The following is a 21,376-nucleotide window of genomic DNA, read 5'->3' as shown; positions in this document are numbered from 1 at the left end:
TGTGTTAACTGGCTACCTTGCACTTGACCGGAATCTCATTGGGGCAGGTTCCGGCGCTGGTGGCTACTGGGGGCTTCCTGTGTTAAGACGCGCCTTGCTGTGCGCTGCGTGCGTAACCGCGATCGTGTCCGGTGTGGCTGTCACGCCGGCGCTCGCATATTCGACCGAGACCGCCGTTACCGCTGGTACGGCGGCTGAACAACATTCCGATGACTGGTACTGGGTGCGCTATCTGGCCAAGGCCCACCCCTATAGTTCGGTAAGGACCTCGGCCTGGAACGCCTTGGTGAGCTCGGACCCGGACGCGGCCATCGTCGAATTCCTGGCCACCGGATACGACTTCGCGGTGAGCCGGGCACAACAACGCAATGCCCGTAATCTCGATTTCGTCCGAAGGGTTTACGAAACCACCACGGCCGAATATTCGCCAGAGGTGCATAACGAGGCTCAACGCCTGCTCACCGCGTCGGATTCGGCGCGTGAGACATTCGTGCGCAGCGGATATGAGGCGGCCAAGTCGCGGGACCGCGCCTATCGCGACACCGTCGGCGCGCAGAAGCAGGCGCTGGTCGACCGTGACCGCCAGTTCGTCGGCCTGCTGGCCGCCAACGACCCTGGTGAGCAGGTCCGGCTCTCCGCGCAGGTCGCCACCCGGCAGGGCGCGACCGACGACGACCTGGTCGAGTTCTTCGCGTACGGCTGGGCCAACGGCGCCCGGCTCGACCTGGACGTCTTCCGGCTGCGCGGCGCGGACAACAACATGCGCTGGCGTGACACCATCACCCGGCTGATCGCCGACGCCGAGGCCGCCGAGAAGGCCGCGCGCGACGCGTCCGCCGAGGCGAAGGAGCAGGCCAAGGCGCAGGCCGCGCGTGCGTGGCAGCAAGTGGGCGAGCAGACGGCGCCCGCGCGTTCCGGCTGGGGCGAGGCCGAGGACTTCGCGCGCAAGCAGGCCGAGAACTGGCACGCCGTGCTCCTCGCGGCCCAGGCGGCGCAGGGGCCGAACTGGACGGCGATCATCGACCCGGCCACCGCCTCGGAGACGGCCTGGCAGGCGGAGCAGTCGACGGCCGCGCAGCAGGCCGCCTACTGGAACGCCCTGCTCCAGCAGGCGCGCGACGGCGAGCAGCGCGTCAAGCAGAGCTAACGCTCGCAGCGAACCCCGAAAGGGGCGTTGGTCAGATGTGATGGCCCGAAAGTCGCTTTCGGCAGGTCGCATCTGACGAAAGTGGCTTTCGGGGCATGGGACCTGCCGAAAGCCACTTTCGGGGTCTGGGATGCCCCGGAAGTGGCTTTGGGGCCAAGCGGGCCAGGGCTCTGGGTTTTTGTTGCTGGGCAGGGGGTTCTTGGGTTCCCCTGCTCTCCACCTAAGAAGAGGTAACTGGGGATATGCGAAGAACACTGATCCACCGCAAGGGGTTCGCCCGCGGTATCGCGGTGACCACCGCGGCCGTCGCGCTGGCCGGGGTGCTCGGGCCGGTGACCGCGTACGCGGCACCAGCGGCACCCGCTCCAGAAGCGCAAGCACAAGCGCCGACGCCCGCGCCGCCGGCTGCCGGGTCGCTGGGCGCCAAGCCGAAGTCGCTGGCTCCCGCGGTGCCGCAGGAGGCGCCGGACGCCAAGGCCACCGCGCTCGCCGAGTCCTCGGACGTCGAGAAGGTCAAGGCCGTACGGGAGATCGAGGTCGGTGAGGCCACCGATGAGTGGCTGATGCTGACCGACAAGAACTTCGTGTTCAAGGTCTACGACAAGATCAACGCCGACAAGTTCCCGCTCACCAAGGCCGAGGCGTACCGCGTCTACCGCATCGTGGTCGACCACTCGGACGCGCCGGACGCGACCGCGTTCATCCGCACGGGCGTCTTCGACTTCGCGGGCCGTGACCGCATCGCCTACGCCGACCGCCAGGAAGAGGCGCGGCTGGCGAGGGAGGCGCGCCAGAAGGCCGCCGCGTGGGTCGGGATTACGGCCGACGCCGCGATGATCGACGGCACCGACCAGAACTTCGTCTACCAGGTGTGGCGCCGCTCGACCGGCCCCAAGGTCAAGGCGGGCGCCGGTGACGCGTGGGGCGGCGACGCCACCGCGTGGAAGACGTTCATCACCACCACCATCTACAGCCTCCACCTCGAAGACCAGCGCGACGCCATCGAGAAGGCGAAGCAGGAGGACGCCGAGAAGGCCCGCATCCTCGCCGCGAAGCTGGCGAAGAAGAACGCCGCCGCGGTGCTCGCGGTGACCGCGCCGGACGCGTGGACCGACCTGTCGGACGACAACTTCATCCGCCAGCTTCTGACCACTCAGGAACTGGCCCAGCCGCGGCACGTCGAGATCCTCAACGCCGCCAACGCAGCGCTGCGCAGCACCGACCCTGCCGTGTGGAAGGCGTTCATCGACACCGGCATCTACGACGCCGACAAGCGCGACGCCGCCCGTGAGAAGGCAGCCCGCGAGGAAGCCGATCGCCAGAAGGTGCGCGAGATCAAGGCGAAGGCAGAGCAGAGCAGGCTGCGCCCGCGTCTGGTCGCCGCCGCCAACGCCGCGCTGGCCGGCACCCCGGCCGACGTCACCAAGTTCCTCGGCGAGGGCCAGTACAACACCCTCGAGCAGGCGCTGATGACCACCACCCCGACCGTCAAGGGCTGGTTCGTCCGTTCCGACGGCGGCGACGCCTGGATCACCCCCGGCACGCCCAGCGCGACCGCCGGTGAGGGCAAGCTCGGCGCCGCCACCTGGAAGGTCGTCTCCGGCCTCGCCGACCCGGCCTGCTTCTCGTTCGAGTCGTCCGGGCACGTCGGCAGCTACCTGCGCCAGCAGGACATGCGCGTCAAGCTGCACGCCAGCGATGGCAGCGACCAGTTCAAGAACGACGCCACCTGGTGCCCGAAGGCGGGCCTGACCGGTTCCGGCGTGACGCTGGAGTCGAAGGCGCTGCCCGGCCGTTTCCTGCGCCACATCAACGGCTCGCTCTGGGCCGCGAACGACAGCGGCGCGAACTGGTGGGACGGCAACCTCGACGTCTACAAGGCCGACGCCACGTGGAACGTGGTCGACCCCGACCCGAACATCACCACGCCGATCATGCTGCGCTGGTACAACGACGACGCGTTCCGCAGCTTCGTGGGCAACCCGAAGGCGGGCGAGGTGGTCGACGGCCCGGTCCGGTTCCGTGAGTTCGCCAACGCGACCACCTACTGGAGCCAGGCGACGGGCGCCAAGTACGTCTGGGGCCCGATCCTCGAGAAGTACAAGGCTTCGCTCGGCTACAAGGCCAGGCTGCCGATCGACGACTCGTGGGGCACGCCGAACAAGCCGGGTGCGTTCCAGCACTTCGAGAACGGCCTCTCGATCTACTGGAGCCAGTCCACCGGCGCGCACATGGTCTACGGCGCCATCCGTGACCACTGGCAGAAGCTCGGCTGGGAGAACTCGTACCTCGGGTTCCCGACCACGGACGAGTCGCCTGCCGGCACCCTGCGCCGCAGCACCTTCCAGTTCGGCAATATCGACCACGATCCGGCCAACGGTGGCCGTACGTGGGACTACCGCGTCTAACCTCACCCATTGAACGAGGGGACCCGGTGCTCGGCGAACCGGGCACCGGGTCCCCTTTTCCACGCCTGGGGGCGTAATGAGCTTCAGACCGTTACGAAGAATCGTGATGGCCTCGCTGGCCTTCGCACTACTAGGCGGGATCGTGCAGCCCGCGGCGGCAGCGGCGGTGCCCGCGCTCGCCGCCGCGCCAGCCGACGATCCCGGACCGCAGCCGACCCCGATCTGGGACGGCTCAACGGGTTTGCCGGATCTCGGCGACCCGAGGTTCCGCCAGATCGTCGCGGACAACGCGGAGCTGGCCGACGACATCGAAGTCAGGGAAGCGGCTGCCGCGGCGCTGGCAGGTGGCCGTCAGGCCATCATGGACTTCCTCGACACCGGCTTGGACATCGCCAAGCAGAAGGCGGCCGCCCGCAAGGCCGAGCAGGCACGCCAGGACCGGGCCAAGATCGAGCCGCTGCGTGGCACCGGCGGGCCGTACCTGCGGTCCGAAGTGGACAGGGTGCTCGCCGGAACGGACACCGACCGCGCGCAGTTCCTGTTGTACGGCAAGCAGATCGCCGAGCAGCGTGACGCGCAGGTGACGCAGGGGATCGCCGATCTCGCCGCGCAGAACCGCTCGCGGGTCGAGATGCTCGTCGGCGTCGCGGGCCCCGAGGTGAAGAAGGCGGCGCAGGCCGCGCTCGCCGCCGGCGACGGCGCGATCGCGGACTTCCTCGCGAACGGGTATCTCGTCGCGGCCAAGAAGGACGCTGACGCGCGCGAGCAGTTCCTCAAGGACGAAGAAGAACGGCAGAAAGCCGCGGAGCAACTGTCCGAGCTGGCCAAGAAGGCCGCGCGGGCCGCCGAGGCACGGCGTCAGCTGATGATCGCGCACGGCAACGGGATTCGCGCGCTGCAGCGTTCGTCGAACGCCTTGGTGCTGGCGGGGAACGAGGCGCGCAAGGCCGCGCAGATCCTGGCGGCGAACAAGGCGGGCGGGCAGCACCCGGCCGACGCGTTCAATGGCGTGAAGGCCGAGGTCGCCCGGCAGCTCGGGTACGCGCAGCAGGCCGCGGCCGACGCGCAGCAGGCTTCCGCGCAGGCGAAGGTGCAGGCCGACATCCTCGTCGACACCGGGCTGACCTACGGCGTGCAGTGGGCGACCATGGCGCAGGGCATGGCCGAGGCCGGTCGCGCCGCGCAGCTCGCCGCCGAGACGGCGTCGCACGCCATCGACGCGACCGCGTTCACCGACGCGGCGCGCAACGCGCAGGAGGAGGCCGAGCGGCACGCGGCCGAGGCGGTGAAGTGGCGCGAGCACGCCGAGGAGCACGCCCGCGCCGCGGCCAAGATCGCCGAAGCCGCCAGGGTTCAGGCCGACGCGGCGAGGGACGCGGCCGCTCGTACCAAGGCAGCGCGCCAGGCCGCCGAAGCCGCCGAAGCGCGTGCTTGGGCTGCCGCCGAACGCACCCGCAACGCGCGGATCGTGGCCGAGAACGAAGCGGCGAAGGCCGCGGCGGCTCGCCGTGTGGCGGAGCAGCAGCGCGCGGTGGCGGCGGCGGCCCGGGCACGGGCGCAGCAGCAGGCGGCCGTCGCGCATGCCGCGCGTGGCCAGGCGGACTACCAGGCCTCGATCGCGACGGCGGCCAGGCAGAGCGCCGACCAGCAGGACGCGATCTCGGCGCAGGCCGAGACCAACGCCAGGCGCGAAGAGCAGAACGCGGCCAACGCGCGTAACGCGGCCGCGGTGGCGAACCACCAGAACGACGCGAAGGAAGCCAGGGCCAGGTCGCTGGAATCACTCGCGGCGTCGGCGCGTGGCACCGCGAACGAGCGTGCGGCGCAGGACGCGGCGAACCGTGCCAGGTCCGACGCGGGTGCGGCGAACAACGCGGCCGGCGCGGCACGCAACGCGGCCAACGTCGCCAGTGGTGCGGCGGCGGGCGCTCGCTCGGCTGCCACCGAGGCGGGCCGGGCCGCGGCTCGGGCCCGTGCGGCGGCAGCGGCGGCCGCGGCGGCGGCCGCGAGGGCGAACCAGGCCGCGCGGGTGGCCGAGGCGGAAGCCGCGGCGACGCATCGCGCGGCCATGGAAGCGGAGGCCGCGGCGGCTGACGCGACCGCGAACGAGACCCAGGCTGCCGAAGCGGCGCGCTCCGCGACCGCGCTGGCCGAACAGGCGGCTTCCGAGGCGCTGCAATCACTTCAGGCGGCCGAACGGACCAAGGCCGAGGCCGACGCGGCGTCGACTGAAGCCGTTTCCGCCGCCACGCAGGCGAGTCTGGCCGTTCAGGCGGCTTCGGCGGCGAAGGCGTCCTCGCAGGCGATCACCGATCCGGCCAACACCGCGATCGTCATCGTCGCGCCTTACACGAATGAGGACATCGGCGCCGACTTCGTGACGCGGGTGGCCAACCAGGCCACCGCCGTCGGCGCCGAGCAGGCGGCGGCCGCCAGGCAGCGTGCCGACGAGGCATTGGCCGCGGCGAAGGCGGCTGCCGACGCGGCCGCACGCGCCGCCGCCGAGGTCAAGCCCGCTTTCGAGGCGGCGGCCGCGGCGGCCAAGTCCTCGGCCGACGCGGCCAGGGCTGCGGCGGACGCCCAGCAGTCTGCTGCCGAGGCCGCGGTGGACGGCGCCGCGGCCAGGGCGGCTTCGTCCCGTGCGGGCCAGGCCGACGCGCAGGCACGCCAGGACGCCATCCTGGCTCGCCGCGCGGCCAACGCGGCGAACAACGACGCGGCCATCGCGGGCCGCAACGCCGCCGCCGCGACGCGGGACGCGTCCATCGCCCGTTCCGCGGCCAACGCCGCCGCGGCCGACGCGGCAGCGGCACAGGGCGCGGCCAGCCGTGCCGAATCCGAAGCGGCGGCGGCGACCGCCGCGGCGGACAGCGCGCAGCGGCACGCCGAAGGCGCGGCCGAAGCGGCGAAGAACGCGCTCGCTTCGGCGAGGGACGCGCAGAAGCAGGCGGATGACGCTGAGGCCCGAGCCCGCGCGGAAATCGAACGGGCGGAGGAAGAACGGCGCAAGGCGGGGCAACCCGGAAGCAATATCCGCGAGCTCTACACCGTGGGACACCTGGTCGAGACGAAGGACAACCTGCCGCTGTACTACACGACGGCGGAGGATGTCCGGCGGGAACTCATGCGCTGCTTCAACTGCAGTTTCCCGATCGACGGGGCACCGGCCCACTATCCGGCACCCGGCGAGCAGATCCAGCTGTCGGCCTGCCTGCCGTACCTCGGCTTCATCTGCCAGGACGCGCCGGTCAGGGCCTATGACCTGCCGCTGGTCAACGGGAAATGGCAGGGCTTCTACTTCATCGCGCAGGACGGTCATTTCGACGGCGCCGGCTCGGTGGTGGAATTCCGGTTCTTCCAGAACAGTCAAGGAATGCTCGTGGTGCAGGTGACCGGTAAGGTGAATGACCCGGCAGCCCCTGACTGGCTGAACGAGTACGCCGCCGATTCCAAGTGGCACGATTTCAGCATCGCGCTCGGCGAGAACATTCACACACATCGCTGATTCAAAATCCGGTGTGGTCGCGCTAGACTGCGACCACACCGGATTTTCCGGACAAGGGGGATCCTCGCTGTGCTTTGGGTCGACGTGCTCGGCTTGCTGAGCTGGATCGTCGCGTACGCGCTCGTCGTGTACGCGGCCGAACGGTTCGGCACCTCGCCGCTGCGTCACGTCGTCCCGTTCGCCGGCCTGGGGGTCTTCGCCGTGGCGTATCTGGGGATCGCCTGGCAGTACGGCCGCTGGCCCGCGCTCGCCGTGGGCACGCTGCTGGCCGTCGTGACCGGTGTGGTCATCGGCGTGCTCGGCCGCGCGCGTGCCGGACGCCACTGACTTTTCAAGTCGTTCCGAGGTTCCCGCGTGGGACCTCGCTGGGGAAGCAGGAGATCTGTGATGCGCACGCGCATTGTGCTCAGTGCTGTCTGCCTTTCGCTGGTGTGCACCGGGATCGGCGTCGTCGCCGCTCCGCCTTCGGTGCTCGCCGCGACCGGCGTGAGTGTTCAGGAAGACTCGTCCGACAAGATTTTCGTCCAGTATCTCGCCAGGCGGGATCCGCGCTCGACCGTCCGGATCGGAGCGTGGCAGGCGTTGCTGTCCAGCGCGCCGGACGCCGCGATCGCGCAGTTCCTGGACACCGGTTACGACTACGCCGTCAACCTGGCCGCCCAGCGCAAGGCCCGCAACGCGGACTTCGCGAAGCGCGTGCTGGCCACCTTCACCGCCGAGTTCTCGCCCGAGGTGCACGCGGCCGCGCAGTACGCGGTCAACAGCCGTGACGACGCGGACCGCGAGCGGTTCGCCAATGGCGGTTTCGCCGCGGCGAAACAGCGTGACAGCGCTTTCCGGGTCGCACAGGGACAGCAGGCGCAGGCGCTGGCCGAGGCCGACCGCGCGTTCGTCCGCCAGCTCGCGGTGAACGACCCGGGCGCGCAGGTGCGGGTGAGCGCGTCCTACGCGGTGCGCGCGGGCGCGACCGACGCCGACATCGTCGACTTCTACGCCTCGGGCTGGGCGTTCGGCGCCCGGCTCGACCTGGAGACCTTCCGCCAGACCGCCGCCGACAACGACATGCGCTGGCGCGCCACGCTCACCAGGCTGATCGTCGAGGCGCAGGCCGCGGAGAAGGCGGCGCAAGACGCTTCCGAAGAGGCGAAGGAGCAGGCCAAGGCAGCCGCCGTGCGCGCGTGGCAGGCCGTCGGCAAGCAGACAGAGCCGGGCCGGACCTCCTGGAGCGACGCGCAGGACTTCACCGCGCGCCAGGCGTCCACCTGGGCCGCGATCGCCGAAGCCGCCCGTGCGGCGACCGGCCCGAACTGGGCGGCCATGGTCGATCCGGCCACCGCCAACCAGTCCGAATGGGACGGCGAGCGCGCCTTCGCCGCCGACCAGGCGAGGTACTGGAACGCCATGTTGCAGCAGGCACTCGAGGGAGAGCAGAGGGTCGCGCGATGAGCATCGTCCGAAGAGCCCTACTCGCTTCGCTGACCTTCACGGTCTTCGCGGGGCTGATCCAGCCTGCCGCGGCCGTGCCGTCGCCGGTCCGCGCCGCGGTGGTGGCGGACGCCGACCCGGCGGCGCCCCGGCCGATGCCGCCGGACCCGTACAAGGAGTGGGACGGCAAGGCGGGCGTCCCGAACGTCGGCGACCCGAGACTCCGCCAGCTCGTCGCGGACAACGCCGAACTGGCCGAGGACGCCGAGGTCCGCGATGCCGCGAAGGCCGCGCTGGCCGGCGGCCAGGCCGCCATCATGGCTTTCCTCGACACCGGCCTGAACGAGGCGAAGGCCAAGGCCGCCGCCCGCAAGGCCGAGCAGGCACGCCAAGACCGCGCGGCGATCGAGCCGTTGCGCGGCACCGGCGGTCCGTACCTGAAGGCCGAAGTCGACCGGGTGCTCGCGGGCACCGACAGCGACCGCGCGCAGTTCCTGGCCTACGGCAAGGGAATCTCGGAACAACGTGACGCGGCGACCACCCAGTCCGCGCGTGATCGCGCCGACCAGAACCGCGCCAGGGTCCAGCTGCTGGCCGGTGTCGCGGGCCCGGAGGTCAAGAAGGCGGCCCAGCTCGCGCTGAACGCGGGTGACCAGGCGATCGAGCAGTTCCTGGCGACCGGCTACCTCGTCGCGGCCAAGAAGGACGCCGACGCGCGCGAGCAGTTCCTCAAGGACGAAGAGGAGCGCCAGAAGGCCGCCGAGGCCGTCTCGGATCTCGCGAAGCGGTCGGCTCGTGCCAATGAGGCTCGCCGGCTTTTGCTGATAGCGCACGGAAACGGTGTCCGCGCGTTGCAGCGTTCGTCGAACGCTTTGGTGCTGGCCGGCAACGAGGCGCGGAAGGCCGCGCAGATCTTGGCGGCGAACAAGGCCGGTGGCCAGCACCCGCTTGACGCGTTCAACGGCGTGAAGGCCGAGGTCGCGCGCCAGCTCGGTTACTCACGTCAGGCCGCGACGGACGCCCAGCAGGCGTCGGCGCAGGCGCAGGTCCAGGCGAACGTGCTGGTCGAGACCGGGTTGCCGTACGGCACGCAGTGGGCGCAGATGGCGTACGGCATGGCCAACGCCGCCCAGGCGGCGGTGTCCGCGTCGGAGACCGCGTCCAACGCGATCGACGCGACCGCCTTCACCGACCAGGCCCGCAACGCCCAGGAAGAAGCCGAACGGCACGCCGCCGAAGCGCACAAGTGGCGCCTCCACGCGGAGGAGCATGCCCGCGCGGCGGCTCAGCTCGCGGAGGCCGCGAAGGTACAGGCCGACGCCGCGAAGGACGCGGCGGCGCGGACGAAGGCCGCGCGTCAGGCGGCGGAAGCCGCCGAAGCGCAGGCGTGGGCGGCAGCGGAGCGGACGCGGAACGCCCGCATCACCGCGGAGCGCGAAGCCGCGAACGCGGCGGCGGCGCGAGCGGTCGCGGAGCGGGAGCGCGCGAACGCGGCAGCGGCCCGCGGGCGAGCGGAACAGCAGGCGGCCGTCGCGCGAGCGGCCCGCGGCGAAGCGGAGTTCCAGGCAGGCATCGCGGCCCGCGCCCGCCAGAGCGCTGAGGCACAGGACGGCATCGCGGCAGGCGCCGAGACCGGCGCGCGCAACGAAGAACGCAACGCCGCCCAGGCGCGTGACCGTGCTTATCAAGCCGAGCGTGACCAGCGAGCGGCCGAAGCCCGCGCAGCCGCGCTGGAAGCCGCAGCCGCTGCAGGCCGGGGCACCGAGTACGAAGGCGCTGCCCGCGACGCCGCGGTACAAGCTCGCACTGATGCCAACACCGCCAGGGGCGCGGCCGGCGCGGCGCGGGGTGCGGCGAACAACGCGACCGGCGCGGCGGCCGGCGCGCGTGCCGCGGCGACCGAGGCGACCAGGGCGGCAGCACGTGCTCGTGCCGCGGCCGACCAAGCGCAGGCGGCAGCCGCCAGGGCCAACGCGGCCGCGAACAAGGCCGAAGCCGAAGCCGCGGCGACGCACGCTGCGGCGGAACGGTCGAACGCGGCCGCCGCGGACGCGACTTTCAGCGAGGCCCAAGCGGCGGAAGCGGCTCGCAACGCGGTTTCGCTCGCCGAACGTGCGGCGTCCGAGGCTGTGCTGGCTTTGCAGTCGGCCGAACGTACGAAGGCCGAGTCGGAAGCGGCATCGGCGGAGGCTGTTTCCGCCGCGACCCAAGCGAGCCTGGCTGTTCAAGCCGCCTCGGCCGCGCGGATGTCGTCGCAAGCGATCACGGATCCGGCCAACACCGCCGTCGCCGTGGTCGCGCCGTTCAGCGGCTCGGACATCGACGCCGACTTCGTGATACTGGTGGCGAACCAGGCTCGATCGGTCGGTGCCGAGCAGGCCGCGGCGGCGCAGCAGCGGGCCAATGAGGCTGTCGAAGCAGCCCGCCTGGCAGGTGAAGCGGCCGCGCGTGCGGCAGCCGAGGTCAAGCCCGCTTACGACGCGGCCGCAGCGGCTGCCCGTTCGTCGGCGGATGCGGCCAAGTCCGCTGCCGAGGCGCAGAAGGCGGCGGCTGAAGCGGCTGCCGACGGCGCGGCGGCCCGGTCAGCGGCTGCCAGGGCGAATCAGGCGGATGCCCAGGCTCGCCAGGACGCGATACTCGCCCGCAAGGCGGCCAACGCCGCGAACAACGACGCGGCCATCGCCGGGCGTGCGGCTTCGGCGGCCGAGCACGACGCGGCCGCCGCTCGATCCGCGGCCACACAGGCCGAGGCGGATGCGGCAGCGGCCCGAGGAGCGGCCGATCGTGCGGAAGCCGACGCTGTCGCGGCCGAGGCAGCCGCGACGAGCGCACAGAAGCACGCCGACGCGGCCGCGGAGGCGGCGAAGAACGCGATGAACAGCGCGATCGACGCAGGCAAGGCCGCTGATCGTGCGGAAGAAGCGGCACGCAAGGCTGACGAGGAGAGGCGACGCCAGCAGGCAGGCTCGGGTGATGCCGGCCCAGGTCTCAGCGCCGAAGAAGAACAGGCGATCTTGGAATGGGGTGGGCAGGAGCTTCTCGACGAGTATCGGAAGTCCTATGCGGACGCCAAAAAGAGCGTCATCGACTACATCATCGAGGTCGGCGGCGAGGTGCTGCTCGACGTGCTCGGGGTCACCGACGCCAAGAAGTGTTTCGGTGAGGGCGATGTCGCGGCCTGTCTGTGGACCGTGATCAACGTCGGATCGCTGTTCCTGCTGGTCGCCAAGCTGCCCAAGGTCAGTGCGGCGGTCGCGAAAGTCGTCGGCGGGCTGACGAAGTTCCTCGAAGCGTCGACCGCCGGCAGCAAGTTCCTCGAGAAGGCGCGTGATCTCGCCGGGATCTTCAAGAACGCCTGTGTGCCGACCGCGGCGGCGAGAGGGATGGCGGCACAGGCCGCGGCCGCTTGCCGGATCAAACACGTCTCACCTGTCGACCAGGATTGGGGCACCAAGGGCGCGCACATCAACCTGGAGAACGGCAGGGAGGTTCGGATCTTCCCCGACAACACCGGCAGCATCGGTGGTGCCAGCATTTCGGTGCAGGCAGGGCTGGCCACGGACAAGGAGATCGCCGCCGTCGTGGCCGCGATCAAGAACAACCCCAAGTTGCGTGCCGACTTGATCGCCAAGACCAGGTCCGCCATGGAGAAGATGAACTCCGGCGAATGGGGAATGGACAAGAACCGTGCGGCGGAAATGAACTTCCTGATCAAGGCATTGGAGAAGATGTAGGTGACCGACCTGGATTTCTACGCACGCGCCGTCGTCGACGGCACGGTGATGGGCCTCGGGCAGGATTCCCTGCCCGAGGACTGGGAGGATCGGCTTGGCGTGAATTACGTCGATGATGTCCGAAAAGGACTCATGCGTCGTGATTTCGGGCTGGTCGAGGTCTCGTTCCAGCGCGTGCGGGGAATCTGGCGGTGCTTCGGCGTCGGCATCCAGGTGCATCGGCTGGACCGGGGCGTGGAAGCTGTCGTGCCCGCCCCGGTCCGCGCCGAATTCGGCGAATTCGGCAGCCCGGTCGGATTCGCCGGGGTCGATGCCGCGGTCGCGCGCATGGGAGGCCGGCTCGAAAGCGCCAACGACGGCGGGAGTACCTACCATGATCAGTTCTTGTCGGCTTCGACCAATGCCAGAGTCCATGTGGTCGCCCAAGTGGACGATCCAGGTGTCGGCGGCACCTCGGTCGGCGATGTCTGGTCGATTCATCTTTCCTGGCGCAAAAACCAGGACAGCTGATCAGGATGGCTTTCCTGATTTGTGAATCTCTAATTTCGGTCAACTTCATTGTGAAGGCTTGTGAGGCGTAATGAGAAAGAACGGTATCGTAGTGACGGCGACCGCTGTCGCTTTGGCGGCGGGATTGCTCGGCGCGCCGGCGCAGGCCGCGTCCGCCGCTCCAACGACCCCGGCTGCTTCGGCCGCCGTGCAAGCCGCGCCTGAGTCCACAATGGAGGACAAGGTCCGTGCGGCTGCGGCACTGGGCATCGTGGCGGGTGATGACCTGCTGATTTTGAGCGACCGTAACTTCGTGATCGCGTTGTGGCGGCAGGCGACCGGTGCCGAGGTGCGCGCGTCGGCCGAGCTCGCGTTCGCGGGCTCCGACTTCGAGTGCACGCAGTGGATCAAGACGGAGATCCACGAGGCGAAGTTGCGTGACGACGTCCAGGAGCAGCGTGACGCCGAGGTGGCGCGTGCCGCGCGTGAGCTCAAGCAGCATGCGGCCGCGACGATCGGGATCGCCGTCGAGCCCGAGTTGCTTATCCAGAGTTACAAGGATTTCGTCTACGCGCTGTGGGACCGTGCCACCGGGCCGAAGGTGAAGGCGGCGGCTCTTGTCGCGTTCGGTGCTTCTGAAGCCGAGCAGAAGGAGTTCTTGCTCAACGGGATCGTCGCGGCGCACGCGCAGGATCAGCAGGACAAGATCGACGCGGACAAGGAAGCCACCGAGGCCGAGAAGGCGCGACTGGCTGCCAGGGACGCGAAGTCCCGCGCGGCGGCCGTGCTGGGCATCGTCGCCACCGAGAGCCTGCTGGTGCTCTCCGACGACAACTTCATCCGCGAGATCTGGAACCGGGCCACGCCGGGCACCGAGGTCGCTGCGGAAGCCGAACGTGCGCTGCGCAGCCCGGCCCCGGCGGACTGGAAGACGTTCATCGACACCGGGATCTACGAGGCCAACAAGCGTGACACCGCGATCGCGCTGCAGAAGAAGCAGGACGTGGACAAGCGGCGGCTGCAGGAACTCCGGACCAAGTCCGCGGCAGGCGGCATGCACCCCGCGCTCGTCGTGCTGGCCGACCGCGCGCTGGCGGGCACCCCTGACGACATCGACCTTTTCCTGCGGCGCGGTCAGTTCGAGGACGCGGCTCTGCGCCAGTCGTTCCAGGCGGAGACCGTCGGCACGCGCCTTTCGTACATCCGGGGCACCGCGGGCGCGCAGGCGGTCATCGGCTTCGGGCACGTGAATCCCGAGCCCGGTGATGGCGCGGACGCGACCTGGAAGGTCGTGCCAGGCCTCGCGGACATCAACTGCTTCTCGCTCGAATCCGTCATCAAGCCGGGTTCTTACCTGCGGCAGCTCAACTTCAAGGTGAACATCGCGCCCAGTGACGGCTCCACCCAGTTCCAGAATGACGCCACCTGGTGCACCAAGCCGGCACCGTTCGCCGGTGGTGTCTCACTCGAGTCGAAGTCGCAGAAGGGCCGGTTCCTGCGGCAATACAGCGGCCAGCTCTGGGCCGCGAACAACAGTGGCGCGCACCCGTTCGACGCGGCGGCCAACTTCGACACCGACCGGTTCTGGTGGGTCAACGGCGAAAACCCGGTCAGCACCGCGATCTACCGCCGCTACCTGAACGATCTGCCGATCCGTAACCGGGTCGGTGCCCCGGTCGCCGAGGAGCAGATCGACGGAGCCCTGCGTTACCGTGACTACCAAAAAGGCAGGCTGACTTGGTCAGCGGCGGCCGGTGTCAAGGAAATGGAAGGCAACATTCTCGCCAAGTACAAGGCGGCGAACGGGCTCGCGCACGATTTCTACGGCGCGCCGACCACCGATGAACTGGGCACACCCGACAAGATCGGGCGCTACAACCACTTCGCGGGCGGTGGTTCCATTTACTGGACCTCGGCCACTGGTGCGCACATGATCTATGGCGCGATCAAAACCCGGTGGGTGGCCCTGAAGTCGGAAACCTCGTACCTGGGTTATCCGACCACCGACCTCATCGATGTTCCCGGCGGCCGGTGTGTCAACTTCCAGCACGGCTCGATCAGCTGGAACTCGACCACGGGCAAGGTTCTCGACGTCAAGGTCGCCTGCTCGAAAGCGTAACGGCGGCATATTTCACAGACTGAGCGCACAAGGGGACGCCGCGAAATCGGCATCCCCTTGTGCGTTTTTCGTGCCTGGCGTTTTGGCTATTGTTGAAACCGGTCATGCTCGGTTATGGTCGTCGTGGAAAAATCTGCCGGCTCGTCCGGCATCTGGGGATTTGACTTCTCATGCTGACGCGCGCCCATTTTTCGTGGGCGTACTGTGATGACTGCGAGGAACAATGCGAAGAACGCGTGTAGTGGTGACGGCGACCGCCGTCGCGGTGATGGCCGGGCTCTTGGGGGTGCCCGCGCAGGCCGCGCCCGCCGCTTCGGCGAGCCCGGCTGCTTCGGCCGCCGTGCAGGCCGCGCCTGAGTCCACAATGGAGGACAAGGTCCGTGCGGCCGCGGCGCTGGGCATCGTCGCGGGCGACGACCTGCTCATCCTGAGTGATCGCAATTTCGTGATCGCGTTGTGGCGGCAGGCGACCGGTGCCGAGGTGCGCGCGTCGGCCGAGCTCGCGTTCGCCGGCTCCGACGGCGAGTGCACCCAGTGGATCAAGACCGGCATCCACGAGGCGAAGCGCCGCGACGACATCCAGGAGCAGCGTGACGCCGAGGTCGCGCGCGCCGCTCGTGAGCTCAAGCAGCACGCGGCCGCGACCATCGGAATCGCCGCCGAGCCGGAGCTCCTCATCCAGAGCTACAAGGACTTCGTCTACGCGCTGTGGCAGCGTGCCACCGGGCCGAAGGTGAAGGCGGCCGCGCTGGTCGCGTTCGGCGCGTCCGAGGCCGACCAGAAGGAGTTCCTGCTCAACGGGATCGTCGCGGCGCACGCGCAGGACCAGCAGGACAAGATCGACGCCGACAAGGAAGCCACCGAGGCCGAAAAGGCCCGGCTGGCCGCGCGTGACGCGAAGTCCCGCGCCGCCGCCGTGCTCGGCATCGTCGCCACTGAGAACCTGCTGGTGCTCTCCGACGAGAACTTCGTGCGAGAGATGTGGAACCGCGCGGTGCCCGGCAGTGAGATCGCCGTGGCCGCCGAGCGCGCGCTGCGCAGCGCCGTCCCGGCGGACTGGAAGGCGTTCATCGACACGGGCATCTACGACGCCAACAAGCGCGACATCGCGATCGCGCTGCAGAAGAAGCAGGACGCGGACAAGCGCCGCCTGCAGGAGATCAGGACCAAGGCCGCCAACAGCGGGGTCCACTCCGAACTGGTCGCCGCCGCCGACCGCGCGCTCGGTGGCACTCCTGACGACATCGACACGTTCCTGCGCGTCGGCCAGTACGCCGACGCCGTGCTGCGCCAGTCGCTCTGGGCGGACTCGAAGGGCACGCGCGGCTTCCAGATCCGTGGCGACGCCGGCGCGCAGGCCGTGATCAGCTTCGGCCGCGTCAACCCGGAGCCCGGCGACGGTCTCGACGCGACGTGGAAGGTCGTGCCGGGGCTCGCCGACTTCGACTGCCACTCGTTCGAGTCCGCCACCAAGCCTGGCGTCTACCTGCGCCAGCTCGACCTCAAGGTGCTCATCGCGGCTTCGGACGGCTCTGACCGCTTCCGCGCCGACGCGACCTGGTGCAGCAAGCCCGGTCAGTGGGCGGGCGGTGTGACGCTCGAGTCGAAGGGCCAGCCCGGCCGCTTCCTGCGTCACTCCGGCGGCAAGGTGTACGCCGCGAACAAGAGCGGCGCGAACCCGTTCGACGCGGCCGCGAACTTCGAGATCGAGTCCTTCTGGCGGGTGTTCCCGGCGACGCCTGCGACCACCGCGATCGAGCGCCGCTGGCTCAACGACGACGCGGTCCGCGTGATCGTCGGCGACCCGGTCGACGTCGAGAAGATCGAGGGCTCGCTGCGGTACCGCGACTACCAGCGCGGCAGGCTGACCTGGTCGCAGGCGACCGGTGTCAAGGAGATGCGCGGCAACATCCTCACGGAGTACAAGCAGACCGGCGTCGTCACCAGCCCGATCTACGGCGCGCCGAGCACCGACGAGACCGGCACGCCGGACGGGATCGGCCGCTACAACCACTTCGCGGGCGGTGGCTCGATCTACTGGACCGCGAACACCGGGGCGCACCTCGTCTACGGCGCGATCAAGGACCGCTGGCGCGCGCTGGACTGGGAGCGTTCGTACCTGGGCTACCCGGCGGCCGACCCGATCAACGTCCCGGGTGGCACCTGTTCCAACTTCCAGCACGGCTCGATCAGCTGGAACTCGACCACGGGCAAGGTCGTCGACTCGCGCTCCGCGTGCTCGAAGGCCTGACCACAAAAAAGCTCGTGCGCGTTGCGGGCGGTTAGAACCGCCCGCAACGCGCACGACCCTGTCTGACCTGCGGCGGGCTGAAATTGTCGGTGCCCGGGGGTAGCGTGCCTTGTGACCTGAGACACACCCCTCGATGGAGGCTCGTGATGGACGTCCTGCTCGGCATCGGTACGCGCAAAGGCCTGTTCCTGGCCAGGAGTTCCGGGGGCAGGAGCGGCTGGGAACTGTCCAAGCCGCACTTCCCGATGACCGACGTCCACACGCTGGCCATCGACACCTCCGGCCCGTCGCCGCGCGTGCTCGTGGCGGTGGCCAACGAGCACTTCGGACCGACCATCGCGTCGAGCACGGACTTCGGCGAGAGCTGGCAGGAGCCGGACCACGCGCCGGTCGCGTTCCCGGAGGACACCGGCGAGGCGGTCAAGGGCGTCTGGCAGATCACGCTCGGCGAAGGCGTGGTCTACGCGGGCGTCGAGCCGTCCGCGTTGTTCAAGTCGACCGATGGCGGGGAGACCTTCGAGCTGGTCAGGGGGCTGTGGGAGCACGAGCACCGCGCCAACTGGACGCCGGGCGGCGGCGGGATGATGATCCACACGATCCTGCCGCACCCGACGAATCCGGAGCGGGTCACCGTCGCCATGTCGACCGGCGGGGTCTACCGCACCGAGGACGGCGGTGAGAGCTGGCGGCCGTCCAACCATGGCATCAAGGCCGACTTCCTGCCAGGCGAGTTCCCCGAGTACGGGCAGTGCGTGCACAAGGTGGCGATGAACCCGGCCAACCCCGATCGCTACTTCCTGCAGAACCACGGCGGCGTCTACCGCAGTGACGACGACACGGCCACCTGGACGTCGATCGCCGAAGGGCTGCCGGGTGACTTCGGGTTCGCGATGGTCGCGCATCCGAGGAAGCCGGACGTGATCTACAACTTCCCGCTGGTCGCGGACGTGCTGCGGTTCCCGCCGGATGGCCGCTGCCGGGTCTATCGCAGCGAGGACGCGGGCGAGTCCTGGACCGGACTCGGCAAAGGCCTGCCCTCGGAAGGCTTCTACTCGGCCGTCATGCGCGATGCCATGTGCGCGGACGACGCCGACCCGGCCGGTATCTACTTCGGCTCGCGCTCCGGAGAAGTTTGGATGAGCCCCGACGAGGGTGAGAGCTGGCAGCTGGTCGCCGAGCACCTGCCGGACGTGTTCTGCGTGCGGGCCGCGGTGATCTAGGTGGCGAAGGTCTGCTTGCCGTCCATGCTGCGTCCGCTCGCGGGCGGCGTCGCCGAGCTGGAGGTCGACGCCCCCACGCTCGGCGCGGTGCTGGATTCCGTCCGTGCCGGGCATCCCGCGCTCGAACGCCGTCTCCGTGACGAGAGCGGGGGACTGCGCCGCTACGTGAACTTCTATGTGGACGGCGAAGAATGCCGCCGGCTCGCGGGGCAGGAAACCCCGCTCACGCCCAGTGCGGAGGTGCGGATCATTCCCTCGGTCGCCGGCGGCTAGCGCACACGTTTTCCCTTAGTGGCAACCGCGGGTGAAGCGGCACAACAAGAACGCGTCGCCGCTCGCGAAACCCGAGTTTGGGCCATCCAGTGGCCAGAACTCGGGTTTCGCGCGTACATACTCGGGGTGAGTGCGACTTGCGGCGTTGAACGCCGCAAACCGTACTCACGCCAGGCGAGGACAGCTTCGCGCTCACCCAGGGGTCGTGAGTGGTATGGCCGGTTCTAACCGGCCGTACCACTCACGAGTCCTTACTGGGCAAGCAGATTCGCGCAGCGGATGAGCCCGATGTGGGAGTACGCCTGCGGGTGGTTGCCCAGCGAGCGCTCCGCGATCGGGTCGTACTGCTCGGGCAGCAGGCCGGTCGGGCCAGCCGCGTCCACGATCTGGGTGAACAGCTCCTCGGCCTCGTTGCGGCGGCCGGTGAGCAGGTAGGCCTCGATGAGCCAGGCCGCGCAGATGTGGAAGCCGCCCTCGCCACCGGGCAGGCCGTCGTCGCGGTGGTAGCGGTACACCGTCGAGCCGCTGCGCAGCTCGGCCTCGATCGCGGTGACCGTGGCCTGGAACCGGGGGTCGCCCGGGTCGATCAGGCCGGTCAGGCCGACGAACAGCGAAGCCGCGTCCAAATCCGTGCCGTCGTACGCCGTGGTGAACGCCTGAACCTCTTCGTTCCAGCCGTTTTCCAGCACGTCGGCCTTGATGACGTCACGCAGCTCGACCCAGGCCGATGGCACCGGGCGGTTGTAGACCTCGCCGAGCTTGACCGCGCGGTCGAGCGTCACCCAGCACATCACGCGCGAGTAGACCCGGTGCCGAGGGACGTGGCGCTCTTCCCAGATGCCGTGGTCGGCCTCGTTCCAGCGCCGCGAGACGGCTTCGGCCATCGCGCGGACCATCTGCCAGTCCTGGTCGCGCAGTTCGCCGCGCGCCTCGGCCAGCGTCCTGACGAGCTCGACCACCGGGCCGAAAACGTCCAGCTGGACCTGGTGGTTCGCGAGGTTGCCGACGCGCACGGGCCGCGAGCCCGCGTAGCCGGGCAGCGACTCGATGACCGCTTCGGCGCCGATGACACTGCCCGCCAGCGTGTACAGCGGGTGCAGGCGCTCCGGGCCTGCCAGCGTCGCGAGGACGCCGTGCAGCCAGCGGAGATACCCGTCGGCCTCCTCGACGGAGCCGAGGTGCACCAGCTCGCGCACGGTCATGGCCGCGTCGCGGATCCAGCAGTAGCGGTAGTCCCAGTTGCGGACGCCGCCGATCTCCTCCGGCAGCGACGACGTCGCCGCCGCCAGCACGCCGCCGGTGTCGGTGTTGACCAAGCCGCGCAGCGTCAGCGCGGAGCGGGCCACCAGATCGGTCTGCACGGTCGGCAGCTTCAACGTCTGCGCCCAGGTGCTCCAGTACGAACCGGCGCGCTCGCGACGCTCCACTTCGGACAGTTCGTGCGGGCTCAGATCCGTTGTCCCGCACCGCAGTTCGAGCACGACCGGCTTGTCGGGAGCCGGGGTGACGAGCGCGGACGCGGTGTCGTGCAGGCCGTCGGTGGTGATCTCCCACTCGACGCCCGGCGCACGCAGCACGAACGGCTCCGAAGTGCCGAGCACCCGCAGGCCGTCGGGCTCGGCCACCAGCTTGACCGGGACGCCGCCGAACTCCGGCCGCGGCGCGAACACGATGGACGCGGTCGTCTCGCCACTGATCACGCGCACGATGTCGGTGCGGTGCGACGGGCTCTCCGGCTCGAGGTAGTCCGTGACGAGCAGCCGTGACCAGCGGGTCTCCACGGTCATGGTGTTCGGCAGATAGCGCTGGCCCAGCGGGAGGCCGTTGCGGTGCGGGGTGATCGAGAAGTGGCCCGCGCCGGTGCCGCCGAGCAGGTCGGCGAAGATCGCGGGCGCGTCGGCGCCGGGGTGGCACAGCCAGGTCAGCCGCGCGTCCGGGGTGACCAGCGCGACCGAGCGCTCGTTGGCGAGCATCGACAGCCGCTCGATCGGCGTCGCCTGCTCGCCGTAGAGCCAGTTGCGGCGCTCCTCGAGCATGAACGCGAGCACCATCGCCACGTCCATGGTGTCCGGGACCCGGTACGTGGCAAGGGATTCGCCGTCGCCGACCTTGATGCCGAGGTCCGGGCCCGACAGCCTGGCGAACGCCTTCTCGTCGGTGACGTCGTCGCCGAGGAAGATCGCGGCGGTCGCGCCGACCTGGTGGCGCAGCGTGTCGAGCGCGTTGCCCTTGTCCGTGGTGACCACGGAAAGCTCGACCACCTCCTTGCCGTCGGTGGTGGTCACCCCTTCCCATTTGGACGGTCCATTGTGGACCTTCGACAGCACGCGGCGGCCCGCCTCGTGCTCCGCGCGGCGGACGTGCACCGCGATCGAAGCCGGCTTGACCTCCAGCGAGACGCCCGGCACGTCGAGCACCAGGTCTTCCAGCTCGGCCTCGAGGCGCCGGTGCAGCTCACGGGCCTTGGCGTCGAGCGCCTTGATGAAGCCGATGTCGAACTCGGACCCGTGACTGCCCACGAGGTGCACCTCGGACGGCAGGCGGGAAAGTGTCGCCAGGTCACGCAGCGCGCGCCCGGAGATCACCGCGGTCGTCGTCTCGTGCAGCCCCGCGAGGGACCGCAGCGCGCCTACCGATTCGGGCAGCGGCCGGGCTTCGTCCGGGTTCGCCGTGATCGGAGCCAGCGTGCCGTCGTAGTCGCAGGCGACCAGCAGACGCGGAGTCCTGGCGATCTGGACGATCGCCCTCCGCAACTCGGCGGGCAGAGCCTCGGCGGTCAACACTCCTCCTCGGGGACTTGAAAAA

Annotated in this window: 12 protein-coding genes; 11 read left to right on the top strand and 1 reads right to left on the bottom strand. The window is 69.7% G+C overall.

Annotation, left to right across the window (positions count from 1 at the left end; genetic code table 11):
- The first annotated feature begins 133 nt into the window (after window positions 1–133).
- From BLV57_RS09110 to BLV57_RS09060, 11 genes are all read left to right on the top strand, one after another.
- Complete coding sequence (locus tag BLV57_RS09110; protein WP_245757234.1) at window positions 134–1,147, top strand: hypothetical protein; 1,014 nt, start codon at window positions 134–136, stop codon at window positions 1,145–1,147.
- A 242-nt stretch (window positions 1,148–1,389) separates the two neighbouring features.
- Window positions 1,390–3,555: an AbfB domain-containing protein gene (locus BLV57_RS09105; RefSeq protein WP_091288207.1), complete on the top strand. Its 2,166-nt coding sequence runs from the start codon at window positions 1,390–1,392 to the stop codon at window positions 3,553–3,555.
- A gap of 76 nt (window positions 3,556–3,631) precedes the next feature.
- On the top strand, window positions 3,632–7,060 hold the full coding sequence (locus BLV57_RS09100; protein WP_143047020.1) for a hypothetical protein: 3,429 nt from the start codon (window positions 3,632–3,634) through the stop codon (window positions 7,058–7,060).
- A gap of 69 nt (window positions 7,061–7,129) precedes the next feature.
- A complete protein-coding gene (locus BLV57_RS09095; protein WP_091288205.1) occupies window positions 7,130–7,387 on the top strand; it encodes a hypothetical protein in 258 nt (85 codons plus the stop codon).
- A gap of 60 nt (window positions 7,388–7,447) precedes the next feature.
- Complete coding sequence (locus BLV57_RS09090; RefSeq protein WP_245757233.1) at window positions 7,448–8,506, top strand: hypothetical protein; 1,059 nt, start codon at window positions 7,448–7,450, stop codon at window positions 8,504–8,506.
- On the top strand, window positions 8,503–12,219 hold the full coding sequence (locus BLV57_RS09085; RefSeq protein ID WP_091288204.1) for an ALF repeat-containing protein: 3,717 nt from the start codon (window positions 8,503–8,505) through the stop codon (window positions 12,217–12,219). The genes BLV57_RS09090 and BLV57_RS09085 overlap by 4 nt, the downstream gene beginning before the upstream one ends.
- Window positions 12,220–12,729 carry a hypothetical protein gene (locus BLV57_RS09080; protein ID WP_091288203.1) on the top strand — a complete coding sequence of 170 codons (510 nt, stop codon included), beginning with the start codon at window positions 12,220–12,222 and terminating at the stop codon, window positions 12,727–12,729.
- 91 nt (window positions 12,730–12,820) lie between these two features.
- Window positions 12,821–14,827: an AbfB domain-containing protein gene (locus BLV57_RS09075; protein ID WP_143047019.1), complete on the top strand. Its 2,007-nt coding sequence runs from the start codon at window positions 12,821–12,823 to the stop codon at window positions 14,825–14,827.
- 223 nt (window positions 14,828–15,050) lie between these two features.
- The gene (locus BLV57_RS09070; protein ID WP_143047018.1) at window positions 15,051–17,078 is read left to right on the top strand and encodes an AbfB domain-containing protein; all 2,028 of its coding nucleotides are present in this window, start codon (window positions 15,051–15,053) and stop codon (window positions 17,076–17,078) included.
- A gap of 146 nt (window positions 17,079–17,224) precedes the next feature.
- A complete protein-coding gene (locus BLV57_RS09065; protein ID WP_091288200.1) occupies window positions 17,225–18,298 on the top strand; it encodes a WD40/YVTN/BNR-like repeat-containing protein in 1,074 nt (357 codons plus the stop codon).
- Window positions 18,299–18,571 (top strand): MoaD/ThiS family protein, encoded by a 273-nt coding sequence (locus BLV57_RS09060; protein ID WP_245757232.1) that lies wholly within the window; start codon window positions 18,299–18,301, stop codon window positions 18,569–18,571.
- A gap of 251 nt (window positions 18,572–18,822) precedes the next feature.
- On the opposite strand, the gene otsB is transcribed toward BLV57_RS09060, so the two are convergent.
- Window positions 18,823–21,351, bottom strand: a complete 2,529-nt coding sequence (gene otsB, locus BLV57_RS09055) for a trehalose-phosphatase (protein WP_176968551.1) — start codon at window positions 21,349–21,351, stop codon at window positions 18,823–18,825.
- Between the last annotated feature and the right edge of the window lie 25 nt (window positions 21,352–21,376).

The sequence above is a fragment of the Amycolatopsis xylanica genome, assembly GCF_900107045.1.
Lineage (GTDB): Bacteria > Actinomycetota > Actinomycetes > Mycobacteriales > Pseudonocardiaceae > Amycolatopsis > Amycolatopsis xylanica.
This window is presented reverse-complemented; position numbering and strand designations above follow the sequence as displayed.